Source organism: Anaerocolumna cellulosilytica, assembly GCF_014218335.1.
Classification (GTDB): domain Bacteria; phylum Bacillota; class Clostridia; order Lachnospirales; family Lachnospiraceae; genus Anaerocolumna; species Anaerocolumna cellulosilytica.
The window spans coordinates 656252-681879 of sequence record NZ_AP023367.1; the positions used below are offsets into that span (position 1 = coordinate 656252).

Below are 25628 nucleotides of genomic sequence, written 5' to 3' on the forward strand. Positions count from 1 at the left end.
GTTTTTTGACACACCTAAGAGGATAGGAGCTTAAAAAACTCCTATTCTACTCAATATGCATCGAGAGTTATTCTTACAATATAAATTTTAAGAAGGCTCTGATATGATAGGAGGCGGAAACGTACATGAATATAACACGACATACTGCTGTTGCAGGCAATGCTTCCAAGGGAGGAAAATCAAAGCTCTGGCGAAAGATAAAGAGAAACAAAGAACTGTATCTAATTATTTTACCTGTGATTATATATTATCTTCTCTTTCACTATAAACCAATGTATGGTATTATAATTGCCTTTCAGGATTTTAGTCCCAGAAGAGGAGTTTCAGGCAGTCCTTTTGTAGGCTTTGATAACTTTATGACTTTTTTTAACAGCATATATTTTGGCAGAGTTTTACGTAACACTTTAACCATTAGTTTATCTACGTTACTATTCGGATTCCCTGCTCCGATTATTCTCGCACTTTTAATCAATGAATTACGAGGAAAGGTTTTTTCACGAACGGTTCAGACAATTACCTATATGCCCCATTTTATTTCAATGGTTGTTATGTGTGCCATGATTCGTGAATTTGTAAAATCGGATGGATTTATTACGGAAATACTGGTGAATCTGTTTTCCTATAGCGGAAAGGATTTGTTAAGCAAGGCAAATGCTTTTACGCCTATTTATGTAATATCCAATATATGGCAGGGTGTGGGCTGGGGCTCCATTGTATATCTTGCTGCTCTAACAGGAATTGACACGCAATTGTATGAGGCGGCAAAAGTGGATGGTGCAGGCCGTTGGAAGCAGACGCTGCATATTACGATACCCTGTCTCATGCCAACAATTATTATTATGTTTATTATGAGAATGGGGCAGGTTATGTCAGTTGGATATGAGAAAATTATTTTGCTTTACAATGAAGGTATTTTTGAAAAAGCAGATGTCATATCCACATATGTCTACCGAATGGGGCTTTTGCAAAGGCAATACTCCTTCTCCACCGCAGTTGGTTTATTTAACTCTATCATTAACTTTGCACTGGTAATCTTGGCAAACAGAATCAGTAAAAAGCTTAATGAGACGAGTTTATGGTAGGGGGGTGCTGGTATGATAAAAAAGACAGCCAAAGTCAGGAATAAAATCAGAAGAAGCAGAGGCGAACAGATTTTTAATGTATTTAATATTTTTCTTTTAAGTATGTTATTATTGGCATGCTTGTATCCGTTCTGGTATGTAATATGTGCGTCCTTTAGTAAGTCCTCTTTATTTATGGCACATTCAGGGATGCTATTTAAACCAGTGGGATTTAGCACAAAAGCATATGAGAAGGTATTTGAAAATAGTATGCTATGGAGAGGGTATGCCAATACGATTTTTTATGTTGTAGCTGGCACTGCAATTAATATCATTATGACAGTGTTAGGAGCGTATTTTTTATCTCGAAAAGATGTACCTGGAAAAAAGGCTGTTATGGTATTTATTATATTTACTATGTATTTTTCAGGCGGCATGATACCGGGCTTTTTAAATATTCAGGATTTAGGCTTATATAATACACGGTGGGCATTGCTTTTACCCCCGGCTATCAGTACCTTTAATTTGATTATTATGAGAACTGCAATGATGTCCATAGATGCAAGTCTTGAAGAATCCGCCAGATTAGATGGTGCAAACCACTTTACCATTCTATTTCGGCTAATGATGCCGTTAACCAGAGCTACAGTGGCAGTATTGGTGTTATACTACGGTGTTGCCCACTGGAATTCATGGTTTCCAGCAATGCTTTATCTGGAGGATAAAGCTAAGGAACCTTTACAGATTGTACTTCGCCAGATTCTTATTATTAACGATATGAGTGATATGTCGGTGGGAGAAGATAAAGAAATGATTTCTGAAACCATTAAGCATGCCACTATTTTAGTATCTACATTGCCCATACTATGTTTATATCCTTTCCTACAGAAGTATTTTACAAAGGGTATGATGGTCGGAGCTTTGAAGGGATAAGGTTAACATTCTTGGCCAAAGGGAAGCTTTGATTTCCATTCATACAAGTATTTATATATAAATGATAGACTATGATATAAAAGACCTGTGAATCACTTTGGTTTACGCTTTTGTCTCATAGTCTTTTTCATAGTCTTTTTTCTGGAACAATTTTATGGAAGCTTGTTAGAACTATACGCTCATATGATTAGCTATACCTTTTTCAATATGTGAAAAACTTCAACTGACACATTGCGCTTAAAGTAATTTTAAGGTAACTGTGATATACTCTTCTTATATAGAATCAATATCATAGGAAGGAAGAGTATTAAGGTTGATGGATAATTAGGAGAGAAAGGATGCCACACACAATGTTTTGTCAACCTATTATTTACTGGTGGCAGTATACCAGCATAGACTGGGGGAACTTGGATATAGCGATGAGAATACTATTAGCAGAAGATGAAAAAGAGCTTTCCAATGCTCTGACGGCTATTTTAAAGCATAATAATTATTCTGTGGATGCAGTTTATGACGGTGCAGATGCACTGGATTACGGACTGTCATCCAACTACGATATTATAATATTAGATATTATGATGCCTAAACTAAGCGGGCTTGAAGTATTAAAAAGATTAAGGGAAAAAGGGATTCAGACACCTATTCTTATGCTTACAGCAAAAGCAGAGATAGAAGACCGTATTAACGGACTTGATTTAGGGGCGGATGATTACTTGAGTAAACCCTTTGCCATGGGAGAGCTTTTGGCAAGAATCCGTGCTATGGGCAGAAGAAAATCCGAATTTACACCTAATGTAATTGCAGTAGGAAATATTTCATTGAATAAAGAAAACTATGAGCTTTCCAATGGGAGAGATTCCTTAAGACTAGGTAATAAAGAATACCAGATGCTTGAGATGCTTATGGTAAATCCCAAGCGTCTTATTTCAACTGAGCAGTTTATGGAGCGTATCTGGGGGTATGATGCTCAGGCAGAGATTAATGTAGTATGGGTTTATATTTCTTATTTACGTAAAAAACTGGACTCCTTGGAAGCGAATGTGAAGATAAAAGCTGTGCGGGGAGTTGGTTATCAATTGGAGATTCATGAGGTGCAAGTGTGAAAACTTATTGTTTTGTGCTGCACGGGGCATATTTAGAGGTTTGAATCAGGTATTCAAACCATTGATTTGTGTGAGATTAAAGGTTGCAGAAGGGAGCTAATAATGATTAAAAAGCTACAAAAGAAATTCATAATGATAACTATGGCTTCCGTGTTTTTCATTATTCTTTTGTTAATCGGTACCATTAATATAATTAACATCTACCAGATGAATCATAGGATTGACGGGGCGCTTAAGATTCTGTCTCAAAATGAAGGAACATTTCCTAAGTATGATAAAGGGAAGCCCCCCAGGGAAAATATGGAGTTTGGATTTCAGTTAAATGAAGAGACTCCCTTTGAAACCAGGTATTTTATTGTAAAGCTTAATTCTGATGGGAGCACTAGAGAGATCGATACCAGTCATATACGGGCTGTTTCTTCGTCCGATGCCAGAGAATATGCGGAAGAAATACTGGAAAGCGGTAAGACAGGTGGGTTTGCAGAGATATATAAATATGCGGTGGTTGCGCAGGATTATGGTTATATGGTTATTTTTATTGATTGTAGAAATTCTATTCAGTCAGTCACTGGCTTTTTGTTTATATCCAGCGTAGTTGCTCTTGGAATTATCTTGCTTATGTTTATTTTGGTTTCCGTATTCTCAAAAAAGGCAATTACGCCGATTATTGAAAGTATGGATAAGCAGAAGCAGTTTATAACAGATGCAGGCCATGAAATAAAGACACCACTTGCCATTATTTCTGCCAACGCAGATGTTTTAGAGCTTACAGGTGGGGAGAGTGAGTGGATTAATAGTATTAGAAATCAGATTACCAGACTGGACAAATTAGTTAAGAATTTATTGATTCTTTCTAAAATGGATGAAGGCAATATGAAGGTATCTTATGTAGAATTTGACATTAGCAGGACCGTGGAAGAAACCGTAGCTTCCTTTAAAGCAGTGGCAGAAACATTGAATAAGACTTTTTTGCTTGATATACAGGAGGGTTTAAAGCTATACGGAGATGAAAGCAGTATACAGCAGCTAGTATCTACTCTTGTTGATAACGCGCTAAAATACTCCGATTCCAATGGAATTATAAAAGTCAGCCTTATAACATACAAGAAAGGGAGTAAACTGGAGGTGTTTAACACAACGGATATGGGAAAAGAGGCACTGTCTAAGGAATATCTTAGTAAGCTCTTTGACCGGTTTTATCGTGCAGATGCTTCCAGGTCAAGGGATACCGGTGGGTATGGAATTGGATTATCCATAGCAAGGTCTATTGTAGAAGCTCACCATGGTAAGATATCTGCACGGCGTGAAGAGGAAACAGGGATTTGTTTTGAGGTGATATTAGGATGATTTTATAGAGGATTGTCGATAGCCACCACTGAGCATTTCGCATAGTGATATGGTTTAGACGTTTAGAATGAATGTAAAAGTGTGTAAGAGAAAACTGTTGAATTGTCAGTATATACTGGCAGTCCTACAGTTTTTTTATATATAAAGACAATATAGTAATTTTTGTTATAAAGGTATAAGAAACATGTAAATTTAAAGTCAAATTTAAAGTTCATTTTAAGTTGGCAGGTTAAAATTGTATCAGATAAAACAAACCAAGGGAAATAATCAGGAGGGATTATAGATGGGTCAATTTCAGGGAACTTTTAAAAGGTATGAAAAGAAATATTTACTAAGTGAAACAAAATACAGACGATTGCGCCAAAGACTACAGGAGAAACTAATCGTAGATGCTTATGGGAAGACAACAATCTGCAATATTTACTTTGATACTCCTAATTATCGTTTAGTCAGAGCTTCGTTAGAAAAACCGGTTTATAAAGAAAAGCTAAGGCTTCGAAGCTATGGTACACCAACCGAAGGAGATACTGTGTTTGTGGAAGTAAAAAAGAAATACAAAGGTGTGGTATATAAAAGAAGAGAAAAACTTGAACTTACTCAAGCAGAGAGTTATTTGTATAAAAGGGAGCCGGCAGTTATAAGAACACAGATTACCGGGGAGATAGACTGGCTCCTTACATTTTATAAGGAATTGGCTCCGGCTATGTATATCTCTTATGAAAGAGTAGCAATGTATGGAATGGATGACTCAGAAGTCAGAGTGACCTTTGACAGCAATATTCTTTGGCGAGAGGAAGAATTATGGTTAGAGTCTGGGGTATATGGAAATCCCTTATTGCCTGAAGGATATAGGTTAATGGAGATAAAAATTCCTTGTGCCATGCCCCTTTGGCTGTCACATATATTGGATGAGCTTGAAATATATCCGGTTTCCTTTTCAAAATATGGGAAAGGATATCAACAAATGGTAATACAGGAAAGACACAAAAGAATAGGAGAGAAAAAATATGCTTAATTCAATTTTAACAGGAAGTTTAACCATAGAGATTTTTTTACTTTGTATGGCTTGCTCAGTCATCTTAGGCGGTATTATAGCCTGGGCTCACAGTAAATGTAATAACAGCAGTAAAGGCTTTGTCTTAACTATAGCACTGCTGCCGGCAATTGTACAAATGGTAATTATACTGGTAAACGGGAACTTAGGAACCGGTGTAGCGGTCATGGGAGCATTTAGTTTAGTTCGCTTCCGTTCAATTCCTGGAAATGCAAAAGAGATAACCAGTATATTTATAGCAATGGCAATCGGTCTTGCTACGGGTACAGGATATCTGGCAGTTGCGGGATTATTTGTAGCAATTATTGTTTTTCTTAATTTTATCTATAACAAATCTAAATTCGGCGAACCTAAGAATATTGAGAAGGATTTAAACATTACTATACCGGAAGGATTGGACTATGCCGAAATATTTGATGATTTATTTGAAAAATACACAACTAAATCTGAATTGGTAATGGTAAAAACAGCTAATATGGGTAGCCTATATAAATTAAATTACCGTATTGGCCTAAAAAAACAGGTGCATGAAAAAGCATTTATTGATGAACTTCGATGCCGGAACGGGAATCTGGAAATAACTCTTGCAAAAGTAGCTTTTGGTATGGATGAGCTATAGTAGAAAGGATTGGATACTATGAGAAAATTAAATTACTTTATAACAGCGTTAACAATAACAGCAATGATAGCTGCCGGCTGTAGTGTTCAGTCTGGTGGTACAAAAAGTACTACAGATATAGTTACAGAAGCAGTGGATACAGAATTGTCAGGTACAAGCTCAGTTGAAAAGAGTACAGAAGAGGTAAGTTCCTTACCTACCTCGTTAAACACCACTTCAGAAGTAGTAATTGATACGGAATTTACAGCAAGAGACTTAGAAGTTGGCTACGAGGAAAGTACAGCGGTTTTTATAGCATTAAAGGATAATGCGACGGAAATAGTCGGTGATGGTGCAACTGTTAGTGATAACAGTATAACCATAAGCAATGAGGGCACATATGTATTAAGTGGTACATTAAGTGACGGTCAGATTATAGTAGATGTTTCAGATACTAAAAAAATACAGCTTGTGTTGGATAACGTGACAATAAATAGTTCTTTATCAGCGCCTCTTTATATTAAAAGTGCGGATAAAGTATTTATAACATTAAAAGAAGGATCTGAGAATATACTTACGGATGGTACGGAGTATGTACAGACCGATGACAACAATGTAGATGGTGTAATATTTAGTAAAGCAGATGTAACTTTTAATGGAAGCGGTACTATAAATATTACTGGGAATTACAAACATGGGATTGTGTCAAAAGATGACATTGTTATAACCGGAGGAACTTATAATATAACTGCTGTAAAGGATGCTATTAATGGGAAAGACGCAGTCAAGATTATGGATGGTATCTTCAACCTAAGTGCAGATACCGGTAATGGTATTCAGTCAAAGAATGGGGATAATACAACAAAAGGGTATGTGTATATTGCCGGGGGTGAGATTAACGTAATAAAATGCCAGGAAGGAATTGAAGGCACTGTCATTATAGTAGAAGACGGAACCATTAATATTATAGCAGCAGATGACGGTATGAACGCTGCAAGCGGCAGCAGTGATGAAGCCACAGAAAAAGGCACTACCACAAACAGAACGAACAGATTGGGACAGGAGGGCAGTAATGCATCGGCTCCTGCCGGTGGTGCACCGGATGGCACAGCACCTGGTAACGGCGGTGGGGCAAGAGAGAATCCTAGTAATTTCTCAGGCGGTTTTGGCGGTGGAATGGATGAAGTAGATACAAATTGTTATATCTTAATTACTGGCGGCACCATAACTATTGATGCCTCAGGAGATGGTATTGACAGTAATGGTAATCTGTATATTACAGGAGGCATCTTATATATTTATGGTCCCACCAGCAACGGAGACGGGGCTTTGGATTATAACGGCACAGCAGATATTAGCGGCGGAACGGTACTGGTAGCAGGAAGTGCAGGAATGGCACAAGGGTTTTCCGATACTTCAACACAATATTCTCTTTTATATAATCTAACCAGTGTCAGTACAGCAGGAACAGAAATTAACTTAACAGATGCTGCCGGAGCAATAGTTGCATCTTATACTCCTGTGAAAGAGTATCAGTCCATTGTGATCAGTACACCGGAGTTAACAAAAGACTCTACTTATACTTTGACCAGTGGTGAGCAAACGGCTGAAATTACCCTTACTTCCGTGGTAACTAGTAATGGACAGCATAGGATGGGAGGCTCTTTAGGAAATAGGACAGCTAGATAAAAGCTAAGGTGTTAATTAATTTGATAAAGTTTTAGAAAAAGGACTGCAGCAGTAGAGGGCGGTCCTCTTTTGTCAGTATATGAGTAACATTCTTCAGAATATGTTGACAATTGTAAGAAACAGAATTATAATAATTAAAATGGTAAATAATAACAAATATTAAGTAGGCAGGGGATGTATGAATAAGGAATATAATTTAGAAAAACAACATATTAAGGGAAAGTTACATGCAATTGAAAGAATTAAAATGCTGTTAGATGAGAACTCTTTTTGTGAGATTGGTTCTGGTATAACCAATTATGGAAGTCATACCGGTAAAGAAGAGAAAAAGCTGCCCTATGATGGTGTAATAACCGGATATGGCACAATATCAGGACGGACAGTGTTTGTATATGCCCAGGATTTTAGTGTGAATGGTGGTACGCTGGGATTAAGACATGGCAAAAAAATAGCTCATATTATAGAACTGGCCATTAAAAAAAGATGTCCGGTTATAGGAATTAATGACTCTGGAGGGGCAAGAATCCAGGAAGGTGTCAACGCACTGGCCGGGTATGGAGATGTTTTTTATTATAATACACTTGCCTCTGGATATATACCGCAGATTTCTATTATTGCAGGTCCCTGTGCCGGAGGGGCCGTTTATTCGCCTGGTATCACTGACTTTATATTTGTGATTGAAAATATCAGCAAGATGTTTGTTACCGGCCCTGAAGTTGTAAAACACATTATGGGTCAAAGCTGTACGGCTGAAGAACTAGGCGGAGCCAGAGTTCATGCAGAAAAATCAGGTGTTGCTCATTTTTATCACCAGACGGAGAAGTCATGCTTTCAGGACGTGAGAAGATTAATAGAATATTTACCCGATTATGAGGAGCATAAAAAAGCCAAAGAAGGAATAATACAAAAATTAAACTTAAACAATATAGACGGTATCATACCAAAAGAATCAAAGAAAGCATATGATGTTCGAAAGATAATCGCAGAATTGGTAGATGATGATAGTTTTTTTGAAATTCAGGAAAATCATGCCCGTAATCTTATAATAGGACTTGCCAAATTGAATCAATTAACAGTTGGGATTGTTGCCAGTCAGCCTGCATTTTTAGGCGGAGCTTTAGACTGTGATTCCAGTGACAAAGGTGCACGTTTTGTAAGGTTCTGTGACGCCAACAATATTCCTTTAATTACCTTGGTAGACGTTCCGGGCTTTTTACCGGGTCTGGTACAAGAGAATGATGGTATTATCAGGCATGGTGCAAAGCTTCTTTATGCCTATGCGGAGGCTACTACTATAAAATTAACGGTAATTTTAAGAAAAGCTTACGGAGGCGCTTATATTGCTATGTGCAGTAAGCATCTTCGGGCAGATATGGTTTATTGTTGGCCGGAAGCAGAAATTGCTGTTATGGGGGCAGAGGGAGCAGTACCGATTATTTATGGCAATCAACTAAAGGGGATGATGGAGGATGAGAAAAAAGTCTTTTTGGAAGAGCAGCTTGTGAACTATAAAAAGCAATATATTAATGCCAATACAGCATTAGAAGAGGGCTTTGTTGACGAATTGCTTCTGCCAGAGGAGACAAGAGATAGATTGTATAGAGATTTGGTAGCTTTAGAAGGCAAAAAGGATTTGATACAGATTCATAAAAAACACGGTAACATACCGCTTTAATAGACAGATGGTTTAGGGTGTGTTTGAACTTTTCATGCCGGAACAAGCAGTTTTCGGACACATCCAGGCAAAGAAGGGGAGAATTATGCTGGTAACTATGATGAAGAGTAAAATACATAAAGCTACGGTAACAGAAGCAAACCTCGGATATATGGGTAGTATAACCATTGATCAGGATTTGATGGATGCTGCTGGAATATTAATTGGAGAAAAAGTACAGATTGTAAATAATTATAACGGAGCCAGATTTGAAACATATACGATTAGCGGAGAACCGGGAAGCGGAATACTTTGCCTGAATGGAGCGGCTGCCAGGCTGGTACAGCCGGGAGATGAAGTAATTATCATTGCTTATGGAATGATGGAAGAGGAGGAAGCAAAAAGCTTTCATGGGAGTGTTGTATTTGTTGACAAAAGTAACCAGATAACGCAAAGGATTGACAGAGAAATACCAGGTGTGCTTGTTTAAATAACAACATTATCTAAAGTAAGGACTAAAAAAACTAGGACAATACTATTGTGTTGACACAATCAATAATAGTAAGAAGGTACGTAGGAATGAATAACTCTTATGTACCTTTTTTAGGTGGTTAATATTACTTAACAATTGCGATTAGATTCAACTTACTTGTACAGCCAGAATAAGTATGATATATTTATTTTAGTAAAGCATTATATTGTGTTGTTCTGTATAGAGGAAAGGTAAGGTTGACTATGGGACTAAATGATACACCGGCAGCCGATCGGATACATATCGGTTTTTTTGGAAAAAGGAATGTGGGAAAATCCAGCATTGTCAATGCAGTTACAGGACAGGAGCTGGCTGTTGTATCGGATATAAAAGGTACTACTACGGATCCTGTTTACAAGGCGATGGAATTGCTTCCTATGGGGCCGGTTATGATAGTAGATACCCCGGGTATCGATGATGTGGGGGAGCTTGGAGAATTACGTGTTAAAAAAACCAAGCAAGTATTAAATAAGACAGATGTGGCAGTTTTAGTTATTGATGGAACCACCGGTAAATCCGAGGAAGATATAGCGTTATTACAACTTTTTAAAGAAAAAGATATAAGTTACATTGTGGTATATAATAAGTCTGATTTGACAGATTTTAGAAATTCTGATGCAGAACAGGAAATCTATGTAAGCGCAAAAAACAAGATAAATATCGAAGCATTAAAAGAAAAGATTGCTTCACTGGCACCAACAGATTCCTCCAAACTAAGAATAGTTGCTGACTTAATAAAACCTTCTGATTTTGTAGTGCTGGTTACACCTATTGATAAAGCTGCACCCAAGGGAAGGCTAATACTACCTCAGCAGCAGACAATTCGCGATATTCTGGAAGCAGATGCGATTGCTATTGTAGTAAAAGAATACGAATTAAGAGAAACGCTAAGTAACTTAGGTAAGAAACCAAGTCTTGTCATTACAGACAGTCAGGTCTTTGCAAAAGTATCAGCGGATACTGAAAGAGACATTCCTTTAACCTCCTTTTCTATACTATTTGCCAGGTATAAGGGATTGCTAAATGCAGCAGTTAAGGGAGTAACAGCTTTAGAGGAATTAGAGGATGGAGACACCCTTCTAATATCTGAAGGCTGCACCCATCACCGTCAGTGTGATGATATCGGCCAAGTAAAGCTACCGAGATGGATAAAGAATTATACAGGAAAGGAACTACATTTTGAATTTACTTCCGGTGGGGAATTTCCCTTGGATTTAAACAAATATAAATTAGTTGTTCACTGCGGTGGCTGTATGCTTCCGGAACGTGAGATTAAGTTTCGGATGAAATGTGCAGAGGATCAAAAGGTTCCTATCACCAATTATGGTACGCTGATTGCCTATATGCAGGGTATTTTAAGGCGGAGTTTAGAACCGTTTCCCCATCTTTTGGCAGAGTTGGAGGACTAAAGTATGAGAATGGAACAAGACAGTCTGGGAGAAATGGAGCTGCCAGACAATATATTATATGGTATTCAAAGTGCAAGGGCAAAAGATAATTTTGCACTAAACTATAAAAGCACTAACTTACATCTAATATATGCCATTGTTAAGGTTAAAAAAGCTGCGGCATTAACTTACGAAAAGCTTGGAATCGGTAAAAAAGAGATCTATCCCTATATTATCAGAGCATGTGATGAAATCTTGTCTGGGATATGGAAGGAGCAGTTTCCCATAGATGCTCTCCAGGGAGGTGCCGGGACCTCTGCAAATATGAATGTCAATGAAGTAATTGCGAATATTGCGTTGCAATTAATGGGTAAAAATACAGGCGAATATGAATTTATCCATCCGTTAGAGGATGTTAACCGGGGGCAGTCCACCAATGATATTTATCCGTCCGCTCTAAGAATTGCGTCCATTGAACTGCTGAGAAATCTAAGTGAGAGCTGTGCTAAGCTTCAACAGTCCTTGCAGGAAAGAGAAAATGAGTTTGAAGATATCAAGAAACTAGGACGAACGGAGCTTATGGATGCAATCCCAATTACTCTTGGGAACGAATTTGGTGCCTATGCACAGGCAATATCCAGGGATCGTTGGAGACTTTATAAGGTGGAAGAAAGATTAAGGCAGATAAATCTAGGAGGGACTGCCGTTGGTAATGCAAGCAATGCAGATAAAAAATACCGGTTTTTGGTTATTGAAAAACTAAGGGAATTAACGGACATGGGGTTGGCGGCAGCAGAATATCCTATGGATATTACGCAGAATAATGACGTATTTGTTGAGGTCTCAGGCTTATTAAAAGCTCTGGCGGTAAATCTTATGAAAATATCCAATGATCTGCGGTTAATGAATTCCGGTCCCCATGGAGGCTTTGGGGAGATAAGACTTGCACCGGTTCAGATGGGAAGTACTATTATGCCGGGAAAAGTAAATCCGGTGATACCGGAAATGGTTATGCAGACGGCCATTAAGGTAATAGCGAATGATTGTGCCATTACAACAGCAGCTGCGCATGGTGAATTTGAACTAAATGCATTTCTGCCATTAATTGCAGAAGCTCTATTAGAGAGCTTAAGTATATTAGAACGGGCGGTTACCTTATTGCGGCTTAAATGTGTGGAAACCTTACAGCCGGATAAGGAAAGGTGTCTTGAACTATTAAGTCAGTCTTATGCCTTTGCAACAGCATACACTTCTAAGTTAGGCTATGACACGGTAAGCCGAATTATTAAGGAAAATAGCGGCAATGTAAATGCCATAAAAAGTGCATTAGACAATTATAGGGTCGATTGATAAATCATAAGAGTTGCTCATTGACATAAGAGCCGGGGGGGATTAGAATATAGGAAATATACATGGGTAATTGGGCAACTATTTATTCAAAGTCAATTTCACATTACGTATAAACGTACATGAATGGAGGTATAAGATGTTTCCGGGGAATAAATACAAAGCGGTAACCTTTAGTTATGATGATGGGGTTACACAAGATAAAAGACTGGTAGATATCTTTCATAAGTATGGTCTAAAGGCTACGTTTAATTTGAATTCCGGGTTGCAAAGCGGAGCCAGTAGTTTTACTAAAAATGATATTGTAATTAGACGTATGAATGTTGAAGGATTAAAAAAGCTGTATCAGGGTCATGAAATAGCGGTTCATACTTTGACACATCCATTTCTTGAAAAGCAGGATGCAGAGACCGTATATAATGAAGTTCTTCAGGATAAGAAAAATCTAGAGCAGATATTTGAGCAGAATATCCAAGGAATGGCTTACCCGTTTGGAACTTATAATGATGAAGTAAAAAAAATCGTTAAAGATTGTGGTATCCGTTATTCTCGAACTGTTGAGACTACGGAGGACTTTTTACCGCAGAAGGATTTGCTGGCATTTAAGAGCACCTGTCACCATAATAACCCGAATCTCATGAAGTTAGCAGAACAATTTGTACATTCAGAGGTGAAAGAAGTACAAATATTCTATATATGGGGACACAGTTATGAATTTGAAGTGGACCAGAATTGGGACGTAATAGAAGAGTTCTGCCGTTTTATTAGCCGCAGGGATGATATTTTCTATGGTACTAATGAAGAAGTACTTCTTTGTAACCATGAATAAATAGGAAGAAAAGCTGTCAGAAGCCCCATAACTATGCTTGCGGGGCTTCTGACAGCTTATTCTAATTATTATGCATTTTTTTATTCATATCTTAAGTAAATTCTGATAGCGTTTTCTTAAGACAACCTTCCCAACGACTATAGGACATACTTTAAATGCCACAGTTATTGAAGTTTATAGCGAAGCTCCAATTCTGTAGTCATATCTTCAAAAGCTATGAAGATTTTATCACTGGGATAGATAATAACCGGCGTGTTTTTAGCAACAGTTCTGGAACCTATGAGGATAGTATCCCTTGTATTGTGGATTAATTCAATGGAATTACCTACCTTTGGGGAAAACCATATCTTTTCCGCATCAGGCAGAGTAGTGTCAATCCCTCTGGATTTTAAAAGCTTAGCCAGACTTAGACCTTTATTCGGATAATCCGTTAAAAGCCATTTGAGGGGAGGAATCTCCATATCCTCTTTCGTGGAGAGAAAATATCCCACTAGTACACCGGTAAAGGCTGGTTTTGGCATGGCTGCTCTTTTTCTGATATAGTGTATAATGCAGAAGGTTATAACTGTAATCACAAGGATTGCAGCACTAATAGAGATTGTAATTGTAATTTTATAGTGGTATTTCCAAATGGGCAGGGTTTTAACTGTAATGGAAGCAGTGGCGGTGTCTCCTGCCGTATCTCTGGCCTGAATTATTATGGTGGTGTCTCCGGTGGCTAAAGGTGTTATGGATAATTGGTTTTGTGTTAATAGAGTTTCCATTCTGGCACCCTGATTTGACACAATAGAGTAGGTGAGCAGGTCATTGTCATCATCCGTAAAAAGCTCGTCCATATTATAGATCCTTGCTGTTTTGGTCTTAGCAAAGGTTTCATCAATATCTTTTACTTTAATAGGCGGATTATTATTCACGTCAAAAGCTATGACCTTCGTCTCCCCAAAGATGGTGTCACCCTTGTAGGAAGTCCGTAGCTCATAACTGCCGGATTTTTCTAGGACAGGTTCAAAGGAATAACCATCAGCTCCCGCAATGGCAGGATATTTAATCTCTTCTCCGGATGATAAGTCTTTTACATAAAAGTCAAGGTTTAAGTTTTGGTACAGCTTTTCATCCGATACCAGAGCTTTTTTTCTAGTATCATAGAACTGGAAGGTAATCTTAGAAGACTTTCCTTTGGTAACCGTATCCGGTATTGTAACCATATCTGAAAAATCATAAACACCTAAAGTAGATAAGCGGATTGTAGACCCCTTATCTGCTTTTATTTTGATGCGAATGGTCTCCATAACGGGCTCATACAGCTTAATGAGCTGATAGGTTCTAGAGGATATAACAGAGTAATCTTTCGAAGAAGTTAATACCTCTTCCGTAGTAATGTTACCCTCTGACAATAACATAATATTTAATTCACTAAGGCTTTCATCCGAAACCTTAATATCCATATACTGTTCAGTTCCGGTGGCAGTCTGATTTTCAACCGGAGTTAGAACAGAGCTGGTATTTTCCGACAAAATGCCGTTGAAAATATCAACAAGCTGATAAGGACTGGTAGCAGTATAGGATATAGCCTTTGTCCGGTCGGAAATATCCTTTAGGTAATCCAGATTCGTATTATAATCACCGGTTAATCCAATCGTATAGATAGGAATTTCGTTCTTTGTTGCAGTTTTAATGCTACTTTCAATATCTTTTCTGGAATCCTTGTCAGTTCGCCCGGATTTACTGCCAGAGAGATCAGTTTCTCCATCGGAAAGCAGAATAATTATGGGGTGGTTTCCGATGGCTTCACTTTTGGTAATTAAGTTCGTAGCGTATTTAAGACCCAGTCCCATATCGGTGTAGCCCGAAAATTCAGTCTTATCAATGGTCTGCTTTAAGTCACTTCGCAGAGCATTGTTTGATACATCCGCCAGAGAAAAATGTGTTGTAATTGTATCATTGTAGGCTACATAGCCAATCCGATTCTGCCCGCCGGTAGACATATCAATCATCATTTTAATAATTTCAATGGAATTACGATTCTTGTCAGTTGTTTTCATAGAGGCACTGACGTCTAATACAAATATAATATCATAATCAGCTTTTTTATCCTCATATTCCTTGGCAAACGTATATGCAGGAATGTGTAAAAGAAGTGTGAATACTAGAAAGATAGACAGGATAAATCTATAATTGTTTGAATGTTTATTCATTTTTTCTCCCCCCAAAAAACAATGCGAACGAAACGCTAAAGTAAATCATGATTAACAAAAAACTACAAAATGTTAATTTCAGTAGAAATATGTAAAAAAACACAAAAACTTTGTGCAAATTGTAGAAAATTGACGTTTAAGGAAAATTATAGTAGATTAAATCAAAATATAGTGCTACAATACGACTTGAAAACGACAAATATCAAAAAAGGAGTGTAAAATTAAATTAATATTAGATAATTATTTAGTCCTATTTCGATATAAAATACCAAAATATAACATCATTATGACATAATTTACTAAAAAATGGTATAGGTAATATGGATTATATAAGAACTTGGGGTATAGGTCTTTAGTCTTATAGATAATGAAAATAAGCTGAGAATTCATAAAAATGTATAAATATACATTACTATACACCTGAATAAGTCATGTTTATCAAATTATTTATGATAAAAACAATGAGGAAAGGAAGAAAAATACATGGAAGTAATAACCCAAACCAATCGAACCATGTTATTCGAGGAAGTAAATCCCGAAAAACCAAATTTGCTGACCCTAATCGGTGACACAAGAGGCATTGACAGTTTAGATGATGCAAAAATTAAAGAAATTAATGAGACACTGCTGGTAAAAAGCTTTGATGAATTTTTAGAAAAGTTCTCTCCGGTAGTTTATTCCTTCTTTAGTGCCGGGAATCAGAAAGTCATGTATTCCCTCAAAAAGCCGGAGCATATAGCACCGGAATACATAACCGAAATACCCATTAACAGACAAAATGATTTTCTTAACATGTTGTTCACCTTGATTGATACAAAGCGAGCACAGGGACAGATTAATGTGGACTTCAAATTCGAAAATATCCTGGATATGATTTCTCCCAAAAAAGTTATGGATGACATCCGCCAGGTACGCCGCGAAGTTCATTATCTGTATGAGCAGTATGAGAGTCTGGAAGAAGGCGATCCAAAGAAATTAGATGTAGCAGATAAACTAAACTACAAATTTGAGGAAGCCAGCAGTAATTATAACAACGTAATGGCCATGCTTCCATTAGCCATTGAAGATATTAAAACCAGACTTTTAATATCCGGAGGCGAGGATAAAGCAAACGAAGAACCTCTTCAAATCGGTGTACTCAGTATGGGTGCTACTGGTGAGCTTAAAATATTAGAAGCTCCCAAGGAAGAAAAAAAGGCATTAATTGCTTTAAATGAAAACAATGCACAAGGATTAATTGAAGCTTTTGAAGAAGATTACGCGGCTGTTAACGAAGAACCCTCTGATTACGTTCAAAGTCTTGTAGTAAGAACGTTCTGCCCTCTGACCGCAGTAGTGGATGAACAGGTAGATGTAGAAAAAGAAGTGAATAATTATAACACATATCTGGAATTTTACAAAACTGCCAAAGACGATTTTGTAAAAACAGTAAAACCTCTTATTGAGAAATTACTGGGTGTAAAAATGTTCTTTGACCAATATGATACAAAGCGCAGAGGCATGACACCTACCATGTTAGTAACCAATACAAAGCTTGATATGATGGTAAAGAGCAGTAACTTACCAAGACTTGAGACTTTCTTAAATTCTGTAAATACCAAGAATAGCTTTGACAATACGGTTTGGTTTGGCATTGTTCCGGATATTGGACTTGAGTCTTCCGGTAAAGTGAAATTAAGAAGAGAACGTTTCAGAGGAAATGATGTGGAGGAGCGTCAGGATACGAATACCATGGAAGCCATGATATCTCTTCTGGATGTTATCAAGGATTATAAAATACAGGTATTTTATAACTTCCAGACCGGAGAAGAGACTACTTTTAATCATATTGCAACCTCTGGTATTGATAAATTTATTGATAAGTCCAGTGTTCTTCAGAAAAAAGATTACAGTGAGTATGTATCCTGCTGTCTGCCTAACTTTACCATTATTCCAAAGGATAAATCCGGCGTTGTCATTGATAACAGAATGCTTGTAAATCAGTACGGCGGAGTTACACTGTCAAAAGAAAGAGAAGATATCTTAAAGCTGTGGATTGAAGGTGTCTATGTAGGGGCTTCTTATGTAGCAGCAGGTATCGTATCCGCTTACCAGTGCCCTGAATATTTAAAAGAGCATTTTAGAAATGCAACCACCAGTTATCCAGGGGTACGTTTTGACATAGAGGCTTCAGACCATGCGTTGAGAGCGGTCACTACAATGGCGCAGGAAATTACAGGCTTTACCAATTCCATTAAAGCCTCCATTAACAACCGTAACTTTGGTTTTATTTTCTCCTCTGAAAATACTCAGTTAGACGGCAGAGATATCAGAAGAATAACGGTCTATAAAGCAAGAAGTATGGCTAATCTTGATGATGCCTTTGATTCTATCTACAAGACAACCGTTACTACATATATCGAGCGTATGCTTCGTTTTAGAAGCAATGACTTTAAACAGGATAATGTTATCCGTTTCTTTAGTAATCATCCAAGCAGCCAGAAGACAGAATGGATGAATGCGAAAAACTATGTAAACTCCATTATTCAGGAGGGTGATGAATTAAACAGCACCATCAATGAAGCAAGCAATGTATGTAACATTCACTTAAATTTCAACGGTAACTTAAAGAATTTAGAAGTGGAAGTAACCAAGGCAACCTCTGCCATCCGTTAAGAGGTATTAACCATTTGATAAGAGAGGGCTGCCACTTCCTGGCAGGTAGCAACGCAGGTGTGGCAGCGCTTTTCTTAGGTATTAAAATACCAATAAATAATTAATTAAAGGAGGAAACAACATGGGTTTTAGGATTAAAATCGAAGGTGGTACTGAATCTATCGAACTGGGTTTACAGAGTCTTACTCAGGTGAAATTCGAGACAGATACCCCAAATGACAGCAATGCAAGATCTACAGATGTTGGAATGGCACTTGCCATAAGCGGCAAAATTCTGACAGCCGTAGATGGAGATGAAGCAGATGCTACCTTAAAACTTGCTAACTGGTCCTTAGTACCAGCTGAAAAAGCAGATTGTTACAGAAAAGTAACAGTAGAAGTAATTGCTGCTGAGCAGGTAGTAAGAGAAATCTACCTAAGCAATGCCTTTGTGGTAGACTACAAGGAATCTTATGGTGACACTGAAGGAGTTGGTACCTTCAAGCTGCTGATAAGACAGAAAAAAGACAAGAACAACCTAGTAGAGTACAAAGGTGGATTCGGTTTACAGTAACAGCATAATAATGTGCGTAAGAAAAATAAGGAGGGAAACGTAAATGGGATTTATAGTTAAAGTTGAAAGCTCATCTGAAACCATTGACTTAAGTCTTGAGTCAATTCAGACCGTAGAATTTTCTACAGACACACCAAAAGATTCTAATGCAAGATCTACAGATTTAGGTTCCACAGTAAAAATTACAGGAAAAATTTTAACCGCTGTGGATGGTGATCCTGCAGACAGCACAGTGAAGCTTTCCCTTTGGTCCATGGTTCCTGTTGAAAAAGCGGATTGCTACCGTAAATTAACAGTAGATGTTATTTCAGCCGGACAGGTTGTTAGACAGATTAATTTGCCAAATGCTTTCGTGGTAGATTATCAGGAAACCTATGGAGATACCGAAGGTGTTGGTACCTTCAGCTTAATCGTTAAGCAGAAGAAAGACAAGTTAGCTAATATTGTATTAAACGGTGGATATCCAGCTGCTTAATCAGCAGTAATAGTGATATTGCATAAAAAATACAACGAATAACGAAGACATACACGGGGCTGCTGCATAAACAACTACTACCTTAAAATAGTTTCAAATAAACAGCAGCAGCCCCTTAATAAGGTAATAGCAGGCACAGGGAATAACCCCTTAAGCAGAAGTGTTGAGGGAAGGTGGGAAATATGGAACGGACAAGAAGTGAGAAACATATCATACGAATTACAAACTTGATATTTTTGCTTGGTACTTCTCTTTTTATCTATGGTATATTTAGACTCCCTTTAGAAAAAGCAGATAAAACCGGCTGGAAGATATGTATATCCGCAGCCTTATTTGTTTATCTATGCCTTTACATAAGGTTTAGTAAGCGCCAGGAGAAAATAGATAAACCCAAAAGGTACAAACACATTAGTTCCTTGGCATTGATGGGTGACGACAGGCAGATATTAAAAGAATGGAACATATATGGAAAAACAGGATTGTTAATCGGAAAGAGTAAGGGAGAGTATCAGGCTGATATTGATTTATCCTTTACGGAAGATGCTCCTTTTATCTCAGCCCAACATGCATTGCTTAACTATTGTAATGGGCATTGGTATGTGGAGGATGCCGGTTCAAAAAATGGACTGGAAGTGCAAAAAGCAAATCAGGCTATTGCTTTTCGTCTTACAGAAAAAAAACCTCTGCGTTTAGAACGGGGAGATATTATTCGAATCAATGAAACGGCATTATTATTAAGATAAGCAGTTATATGAGCAGCTTGTATCATAACGCGAAGCAAGTTGAGAAACCATAGTTTTTTTTGGGGTTTGTATTATCTTTGTTAGCGATTTCTACAACCATAAGTATGGGTCAGACAATATCAGTAAAGTATAAGTTTTTCTAATGGAAGCATCAGCAAACAACGTATATCAAAAAGAAGCATAACCTTCCGTAAAATGGGTTCCGTTACTTCTTAGATAAGAACTTATGGACTAGAAAATAACGAAAATCCTGAGAAATTTAAGGCTTAAGTAAATTATCAGGTTAAGGAAGGTTATGAACTTAGATGTGGAATAAAAAATCAGACATCATTTAAGGATAGAAATGAATTTAACATTAGAATAGATTTTAATTTAACAATAGATGTAAGCCTAAGAAAAAATTGGAAGTCAATTAGGGATGCATAACGTATTCGGAAGTAAAAATACTGGAAGTAACTGGTTAAAAGTAAATAATTGTAATTGCATAATACTAAAAATGGATAGAAAAAGGCTGTTATTAAAGGCCTGTTTATATATAAAAATAAGGGAATAAGGAGTTACATAAGCTATGAGTTTAGTTCGTTGTAAAAATGGGCATTTGTTCAGTGCCAGAAAATACGGAAATATATGTCCTTATTGCAGTATGGAGTCAGAAGGTTCACCAAAAAATGACAAGGTTCTGGTAGATGAATCGGATAAAGTAGCCTCCCTGTTAGATTCTGGAGAAGAAATTGAGCCTGTGACGGGATGGTTGGTGTGCATTGAAGGACCAAGGAGAGGAAAGGATTATAAAATCCGTGCCGGAAAAAACTTTATAGGCCGGGCAGACACCATGCAGATACGAATTATCGGAGATAATGAAATCTCTAGAGTAAACCATGCGGTTATTGTTTATGACAAAAAGAACCGGACAACCCACCTTTTGCCGGGAGACTCTATGGGACTTGCTTATTTAAACGGAGATGCGGTGTTTACACCTATGGAATTAACCTCTTTTTCCGTAGTTGAAATGGGGCAGAGTAAATTTCTTTTTATTCCCCTTTGTGGAGAACATTTTGAATGGGAGAGCAGCAGCCGATGATTTTAGAAATCGTGACAAATCCTAATATCGCCTTGGCAATGTTATTTGCTTTTTTGTTCGTGGTAGCAATATGCAATCTTTCTGCCAGGTGGATGTTAATTAAGGAGAGCTTTAATATACCGGATATTAGTATCGGCAACGGGCAGCTCATGGGGGATAGACAGCGGCAAGAGGATTCTTTTGCCACGGAAATTGAAGATTATGGTCTGTTAGCTGTAGTTGCAGACGGTATCGGAAGCTTTGTAAATGGTAAAGTAGCCAGTAAGATGGCAGTTCAGACTTATCTGCGGGAATTTCGGAATGCAGATACCAGTGATAATACAGGATATTTTTTTAAGCGGACAGCGCAGATGATTAATAGTGATATCAAAGCCTTATATGGGGATGTACCGGCCGGTACTACAGTGGTGTCGGCTATAATACGTCAGAATAAGCTTTACTATGCATGGGCAGGTGATAGTACGATTGCGGTGTTTCGTAAGGGAAGCCTAGTAGCTTTAAACCGGAAGGATATTGCAGCAAATAAACTAGAAGATCTGTTCCGTTTGGGAAAACTCACCAGGGAAGAGGTGCTTTCTGAGCCTTTTCAGGACAGACTTGTAAACTACCTTGGCAATGATGAATTCGAAGGCATATCAGTGAGCGAGGAACCGATTATCCTAAAAAAAGGTGATATGGTGCTGTTATATACCAATGGACTGGAAACATTAAAAAAGATTGAGCTAGAAGGAATCCTGTCTAATTACAAGTCTCCTGCGCAGACAGCAGAGGACTTTATGACGGCAATTGAATATAAAAATGTGCCGGATAAGGATAATGCAACCGTTATTATATTAAAAATCAATCGGGAATACAGATAGATGACAGGAGCCAGCCATGAGGAAAGAAAATTCAACCTTTAAAACCAAATTTATATCAGAAGCAGGAAGCGGGCTTAAAAATACCGATTATTTTGCATTTGTTGAGCTGGATAATTATGCATGTTACTGTATTGCTGATGGAATAGACAGGGATAAAGAGAAGGAAAGTGCGAAGCTTGCAGTGGAGGAAGCAATACGACGATTTTTAGAAAAACCTTCCATAAAAAAAAGCTGTATTAACCGGTGTCTAAAAGCTGCAAATGAAGTACTAAAGTCAGAATCCAGGGAGCTTCGTCTGGAAGCTAGCTTCTTAATGGTAGTAACTAACTATAATACCATGCGGTGGGGAAGTGCCGGTAACACTAGATTGTACCATGTCAGGAATGGTTCCATAAAAAATAAAAGTGCTGATTTATCCCTAAGCAGTACGCTTGCCGAACAGGGAAGGCTGCCTCAGGACAAGATAGAAGAACATGAAGAAAGACATAATCTGTATTGTTATCTGGGGATGCCGGAAAAATTTCTACCTATTTTATCCGATAAAATCAAGTTAGAAGATGGGGATACGATTTACCTTTGCACCAAGGGAATCTGGGAGAATGCAGGAGCACCCGAACTCTTAGATGCTTTGGAGGAGGCAAAGGAACCGGAAGAAGTTTGTGACAGTGTGGAGGAGCTTATCCTTGCAAGGCAGAAGAAAAACCTACCAAGCTATACCCTTTGTACTATCTTTGCGGATAAAGTGTACAAAGATCCGGGGAAACGTAAGAAGCTTATAAAAAAGCTTCTAATAGCAGCTATACCACTACTTATTCTGGCACTTACTTTATCCATTACTTTCTACATACTTCATAAAAAGAACCAAGAAAAAATTACAACCATGCTTTCCTTAAAGGAAACAGGTATTCAGTATATAGAAGAACAGAATTATAAACGTGCATTAGAAAAATTCAAAGAAGGCTTAGAAGCAGTAAAAAAAGTAAAACTTAAGGAGAAAAGTGAACCCTACCTTGAAAAAGAAGAGCTGGAGCAGTATCAAAAATTATCAGAACTTATGGTAGATGCCCAGGAGGCAATGGATAAAAAGGATTATAAACAAGCCATTCATTTTTATGAACTGGCTCTCGTTCAGGTAAAGGAAATCCTTGATTATGGAGCAGAAGAAAAGCAGTATATCAGAGAGCAAAAGGAGCTTGCAGCAGCCTATCTGGAAATCTTAAGTTACATACAAAGCGGTGATAAAATGGCCTCCATAGACAATTATGCAGAGGCAATAGAAGCCTATGAATCGGCATTGTCTTTAGCCAGAGACATCTTCTATACAGAAGGCAAGGACGAAGCTTCCACTAAGTTAGATGAAGTTAAAGCAGAACAGCATCAGCAGCTATTAGATGATTATATTGAAGAAGCGGACGAGTATGCTGACCGGGCAGAAGATGAGGAAGCCGGTGGTTATTATACAATGGCAAAGAAATACTATAAAGAAGCTGCGAACCTTTATAAAAAGGGCAAAGACAAGGAAAAAGCAAAGGAAATGAAAACAAAAATAGAAGAGCTGGAAGAGGAAGAAAGTACCTCAGAAAAAGACCAGTTTGCAGCTAATGCAGATGTAAATATTATGAAAGGTGATCAGGCAGTGGAGGACGGGGATTACGAAAAGGCTCTTTCCTATTACCAGACAGCCATCGATTATTATACTGCGGCAGAAAAGACAGACAGTATCCCTGCTGTTCAAGCCAAGATGGAATTAGCTCAAAGTAAAAATACAGCAACGGCAAAACAGGAAGCTCAAGCAGCGCGTTATATTGAAGAAGCTGCGAATAAGGAAAAGTTAAAAGACTATGCCGCGGCCGCTGTTTTGTATGGACTGGCAAGAGATATTTACAGAGAAGCCGGAATGAGCAGTGATGTAAATTATATGACCAAGCTTATCTCAGAAATGGATAAGAAGGCTGCTAGTGAAACAGAGAACCAGACGGCAGCTGATACTAACTTAGCTGACAATACCAAGACTAGTACCGGAACAAGCAGTACAAATACCAAGGAAGGCAGTACAAAGACAGATACTTCTGCGGAGGACGACTTAGAAAAGGAAGGAACTGAGGAAGAAACTACAGGAAAAGAGCTTACGAAATAAGGAAAGGGTTGCTTGTACGCGACCCAAGGTCGCAGAGGGGAGCTAACTATGAAAGATATGATTATTGAGAAGCTTTCTAAAATACAAAACCTAGAAGAAAGAAAGCTTTTAAAGGATATCCTAAACGGCGTATTTGTTGGAGTGGTAGGCTATAACGAGGAAATGTTTCAAAAGCTTACCAAGGAAATATTCGAAGAAATACGCTTTGATGAGAACCGTTATACCATATATACCTCATTAGCAGAACGTAACGAAGTAGATCCTATACATGAATTTCTTTACCCAATGCTTCCAGAGGATATGCAGGAGACAGAGTATGTAGTAAAAGAAATACAGGAAGTACTCGAAGATAGGCAGGAATACCGTCTGATGAAGCTGTTTTTCCAGTGCGACTACTTGGTATTTAAAGAAATACTAGCAGGGACGGAGCGTTATACGGGTAAAATACGAACGGACAAGGATGAATATACGATAAGTATTTCATTAAAGCAAAATCTGGAGTACAAAGCCTGTATTGAAGAACTCTATGGGAATTTTACTAGAAACGGTGTTGTATGGACCACAATAAACAGTCCTTATGTACATAAATTTGCAGATGTCATGCTAACCGGGTTAGATAAGCCAATTAAAAAAGGTGAGCAGATAAAAGAAGTTACAATCAGCCTCGGAAAATACGACGGCTATAAAAGAGAGAACATGGTTCCTCTTTGGAATATTGAAAAGCTTGTACTCCCAAGTCTTACTTTTCCTGTGCCTGCTATGGATCAGATAAATTTTCAGCATGAAATATCTCTAAGCAAGTCAGGGGAGGAACATGGCTATCTTGTAATATTGGACGAAGAATTTAAAGGCTATGTAAAACGTAATAAAGATTCTATGACAGTATGTGCACCGGTGCCGGATATTACAGATTGGAAGATTTTAAAGGTAACCGCATACAAACAGGCCAATCTCTCCTATGCTGGCTACGAAATTATGTCCAATAAAACAGAGAATAGTTTTTTAAATCGTTATGCCAGACAGCAGACAAGGGTTATTCGAACAAAAGCTGAATTATACCGGATAATCTCTTCCTTTGAAATTGCTAAAAATGTTGAATTTATAGACTTTAAAATACGAAATAGCGGTGATAAACAAGGAGAGACCTACCAAATGGACTCCTTTTTAACAGACGGTATCAGGGAAGAAAATTACAAAAAGACGTTGCTGTTAGAGTTTACGGCAAGGGAAGAGAATTATTTAACCAGGGATATTTTAAGCTTTCTGGTATCTGAAATACAACAGTATTTTCCTGAGTATGTATGCAAAGGTAAACTGCTTATAAAGTCAGATTTGCAGGAAGCGCAAGAAGGCAATGTTAAATTGTAGAAATAAGGAAAGGCAGTAGAATAGGT

At 37.8% G+C, this 25628-nt stretch carries 21 protein-coding genes; 20 read left to right on the top strand and 1 reads right to left on the bottom strand.

All coding sequences use genetic code 11. The annotated features are described in order from the left end of the window. The first annotated feature begins 125 nt into the window (after nt 1-125). From acsn021_RS02975 to acsn021_RS03030, 12 genes are all read left to right on the top strand, one after another. Nucleotides 126-1082 carry an ABC transporter permease gene (locus acsn021_RS02975; protein WP_184095387.1) on the top strand — a complete coding sequence of 319 codons (957 nt, stop codon included), beginning with the start codon at nt 126-128 and terminating at the stop codon, nt 1080-1082. A gap of 12 nt (nt 1083-1094) precedes the next feature. Beyond that, the gene (locus acsn021_RS02980) at nt 1095-1994 is read left to right on the top strand and encodes a carbohydrate ABC transporter permease (protein ID WP_184095385.1); all 900 of its coding nucleotides are present in this window, start codon (nt 1095-1097) and stop codon (nt 1992-1994) included. A gap of 419 nt (nt 1995-2413) precedes the next feature. Then, nucleotides 2414-3097: a response regulator transcription factor gene (locus tag acsn021_RS02985; protein WP_184095403.1), complete on the top strand. Its 684-nt coding sequence runs from the start codon at nt 2414-2416 to the stop codon at nt 3095-3097. Nucleotides 3098-3199: 102 nt separating this feature from the next. After that, nucleotides 3200-4444 (top strand): sensor histidine kinase, encoded by a 1245-nt coding sequence (locus acsn021_RS02990; RefSeq protein ID WP_184095383.1) that lies wholly within the window; start codon nt 3200-3202, stop codon nt 4442-4444. 283 nt (nt 4445-4727) lie between these two features. Further along, nucleotides 4728-5459, top strand: a complete 732-nt coding sequence (locus acsn021_RS02995; RefSeq protein ID WP_184095381.1) for a polyphosphate polymerase domain-containing protein — start codon at nt 4728-4730, stop codon at nt 5457-5459. Beyond that, a complete protein-coding gene (locus tag acsn021_RS03000; protein ID WP_184095379.1) occupies nt 5452-6117 on the top strand; it encodes a DUF4956 domain-containing protein in 666 nt (221 codons plus the stop codon). Before acsn021_RS02995 ends, acsn021_RS03000 begins: the two co-directional genes overlap by 8 nt. 18 nt (nt 6118-6135) lie before the next feature. Further along, entirely contained in the window at nt 6136-7785 is a 1650-nt protein-coding gene (locus tag acsn021_RS03005) for a carbohydrate-binding domain-containing protein (protein ID WP_184095377.1), read from the top strand. A gap of 178 nt (nt 7786-7963) precedes the next feature. Next, on the top strand, nt 7964-9460 hold the full coding sequence (locus tag acsn021_RS03010) for an acyl-CoA carboxylase subunit beta (RefSeq protein WP_184095375.1): 1497 nt from the start codon (nt 7964-7966) through the stop codon (nt 9458-9460). Nucleotides 9461-9545: 85 nt separating this feature from the next. Further along, nucleotides 9546-9929, top strand: a complete 384-nt coding sequence (gene panD / locus acsn021_RS03015; protein WP_184095401.1) for an aspartate 1-decarboxylase — start codon at nt 9546-9548, stop codon at nt 9927-9929. Between the two features lie 245 nt (nt 9930-10174). Next, nucleotides 10175-11380, top strand: coding sequence for a [FeFe] hydrogenase H-cluster maturation GTPase HydF (gene hydF, locus acsn021_RS03020; protein ID WP_184095373.1), 1206 nt, complete (start codon nt 10175-10177; stop codon nt 11378-11380). A gap of 3 nt (nt 11381-11383) precedes the next feature. Continuing rightward, entirely contained in the window at nt 11384-12709 is a 1326-nt protein-coding gene (locus acsn021_RS03025; RefSeq protein ID WP_184095371.1) for an aspartate ammonia-lyase, read from the top strand. Nucleotides 12710-12845: 136 nt separating this feature from the next. Continuing rightward, entirely contained in the window at nt 12846-13535 is a 690-nt protein-coding gene (locus acsn021_RS03030; RefSeq protein ID WP_184095369.1) for a polysaccharide deacetylase family protein, read from the top strand. 164 nt (nt 13536-13699) lie between these two features. Here acsn021_RS03030 and acsn021_RS03035 read toward each other — a convergent pair whose 3' ends face one another. Then, nucleotides 13700-15730 (bottom strand): VWA domain-containing protein, encoded by a 2031-nt coding sequence (locus acsn021_RS03035; protein ID WP_184095367.1) that lies wholly within the window; start codon nt 15728-15730, stop codon nt 13700-13702. A 483-nt stretch (nt 15731-16213) separates the two neighbouring features. Here acsn021_RS03035 and acsn021_RS03040 point away from each other — a divergent pair, with 483 nt between their 5' ends. The 8 genes from acsn021_RS03040 to acsn021_RS03075 all read left to right on the top strand — a co-directional run bounded on the left by acsn021_RS03040 (nt 16214) and on the right by acsn021_RS03075 (nt 25602). Continuing rightward, the gene (locus acsn021_RS03040; RefSeq protein ID WP_184095365.1) at nt 16214-18385 is read left to right on the top strand and encodes a transcriptional regulator; all 2172 of its coding nucleotides are present in this window, start codon (nt 16214-16216) and stop codon (nt 18383-18385) included. 121 nt (nt 18386-18506) lie between these two features. After that, nucleotides 18507-18938 carry a membrane-associated protease 1 gene (locus tag acsn021_RS03045; protein WP_184095362.1) on the top strand — a complete coding sequence of 144 codons (432 nt, stop codon included), beginning with the start codon at nt 18507-18509 and terminating at the stop codon, nt 18936-18938. Between the two features lie 43 nt (nt 18939-18981). Beyond that, on the top strand, nt 18982-19413 hold the full coding sequence (locus acsn021_RS03050) for a membrane-associated protease 1 (RefSeq protein WP_184095360.1): 432 nt from the start codon (nt 18982-18984) through the stop codon (nt 19411-19413). Nucleotides 19414-19595: 182 nt separating this feature from the next. Continuing rightward, nucleotides 19596-20156, top strand: coding sequence for an FHA domain-containing protein (locus tag acsn021_RS03055; RefSeq protein ID WP_184095358.1), 561 nt, complete (start codon nt 19596-19598; stop codon nt 20154-20156). Between the two features lie 568 nt (nt 20157-20724). Next, nucleotides 20725-21237 (top strand): FHA domain-containing protein, encoded by a 513-nt coding sequence (locus acsn021_RS03060; protein WP_184095356.1) that lies wholly within the window; start codon nt 20725-20727, stop codon nt 21235-21237. Next, entirely contained in the window at nt 21216-22097 is an 882-nt protein-coding gene (locus acsn021_RS03065) for a PP2C family protein-serine/threonine phosphatase (RefSeq protein ID WP_184095354.1), read from the top strand. Before acsn021_RS03060 ends, acsn021_RS03065 begins: the two co-directional genes overlap by 22 nt. Nucleotides 22098-22113: 16 nt before the next feature. Continuing rightward, nucleotides 22114-24234, top strand: a complete 2121-nt coding sequence (locus acsn021_RS03070; protein WP_184095352.1) for a PP2C family protein-serine/threonine phosphatase — start codon at nt 22114-22116, stop codon at nt 24232-24234. A gap of 48 nt (nt 24235-24282) precedes the next feature. Beyond that, nucleotides 24283-25602, top strand: coding sequence for a normocyte-binding protein (locus acsn021_RS03075; protein WP_184095350.1), 1320 nt, complete (start codon nt 24283-24285; stop codon nt 25600-25602). Nucleotides 25603-25628: the final 26 nt, after the last annotated feature.

Coding starts and splice junctions, on each gene's coding strand:
- acsn021_RS02975 (WP_184095387.1), top strand. CDS start 126: ATGAATATAACACGACATACTGCTGTTGCAGGCAATGCTTCCAAGGGA.
- acsn021_RS02980 (WP_184095385.1), top strand. CDS start 1,095: ATGATAAAAAAGACAGCCAAAGTCAGGAATAAAATCAGAAGAAGCAGA.
- acsn021_RS02985 (WP_184095403.1), top strand. CDS start 2,414: ATGAGAATACTATTAGCAGAAGATGAAAAAGAGCTTTCCAATGCTCTG.
- acsn021_RS02990 (WP_184095383.1), top strand. CDS start 3,200: ATGATTAAAAAGCTACAAAAGAAATTCATAATGATAACTATGGCTTCC.
- acsn021_RS02995 (WP_184095381.1), top strand. CDS start 4,728: ATGGGTCAATTTCAGGGAACTTTTAAAAGGTATGAAAAGAAATATTTA.
- acsn021_RS03000 (WP_184095379.1), top strand. CDS start 5,452: ATGCTTAATTCAATTTTAACAGGAAGTTTAACCATAGAGATTTTTTTA.
- acsn021_RS03005 (WP_184095377.1), top strand. CDS start 6,136: ATGAGAAAATTAAATTACTTTATAACAGCGTTAACAATAACAGCAATG.
- acsn021_RS03010 (WP_184095375.1), top strand. CDS start 7,964: ATGAATAAGGAATATAATTTAGAAAAACAACATATTAAGGGAAAGTTA.
- panD (WP_184095401.1), top strand. CDS start 9,546: ATGCTGGTAACTATGATGAAGAGTAAAATACATAAAGCTACGGTAACA.
- hydF (WP_184095373.1), top strand. CDS start 10,175: ATGGGACTAAATGATACACCGGCAGCCGATCGGATACATATCGGTTTT.
- acsn021_RS03025 (WP_184095371.1), top strand. CDS start 11,384: ATGAGAATGGAACAAGACAGTCTGGGAGAAATGGAGCTGCCAGACAAT.
- acsn021_RS03030 (WP_184095369.1), top strand. CDS start 12,846: ATGTTTCCGGGGAATAAATACAAAGCGGTAACCTTTAGTTATGATGAT.
- acsn021_RS03035 (WP_184095367.1), bottom strand. CDS start 15,730: ATGAATAAACATTCAAACAATTATAGATTTATCCTGTCTATCTTTCTA.
- acsn021_RS03040 (WP_184095365.1), top strand. CDS start 16,214: ATGGAAGTAATAACCCAAACCAATCGAACCATGTTATTCGAGGAAGTA.
- acsn021_RS03045 (WP_184095362.1), top strand. CDS start 18,507: ATGGGTTTTAGGATTAAAATCGAAGGTGGTACTGAATCTATCGAACTG.
- acsn021_RS03050 (WP_184095360.1), top strand. CDS start 18,982: ATGGGATTTATAGTTAAAGTTGAAAGCTCATCTGAAACCATTGACTTA.
- acsn021_RS03055 (WP_184095358.1), top strand. CDS start 19,596: ATGGAACGGACAAGAAGTGAGAAACATATCATACGAATTACAAACTTG.
- acsn021_RS03060 (WP_184095356.1), top strand. CDS start 20,725: ATGAGTTTAGTTCGTTGTAAAAATGGGCATTTGTTCAGTGCCAGAAAA.
- acsn021_RS03065 (WP_184095354.1), top strand. CDS start 21,216: ATGGGAGAGCAGCAGCCGATGATTTTAGAAATCGTGACAAATCCTAAT.
- acsn021_RS03070 (WP_184095352.1), top strand. CDS start 22,114: ATGAGGAAAGAAAATTCAACCTTTAAAACCAAATTTATATCAGAAGCA.
- acsn021_RS03075 (WP_184095350.1), top strand. CDS start 24,283: ATGAAAGATATGATTATTGAGAAGCTTTCTAAAATACAAAACCTAGAA.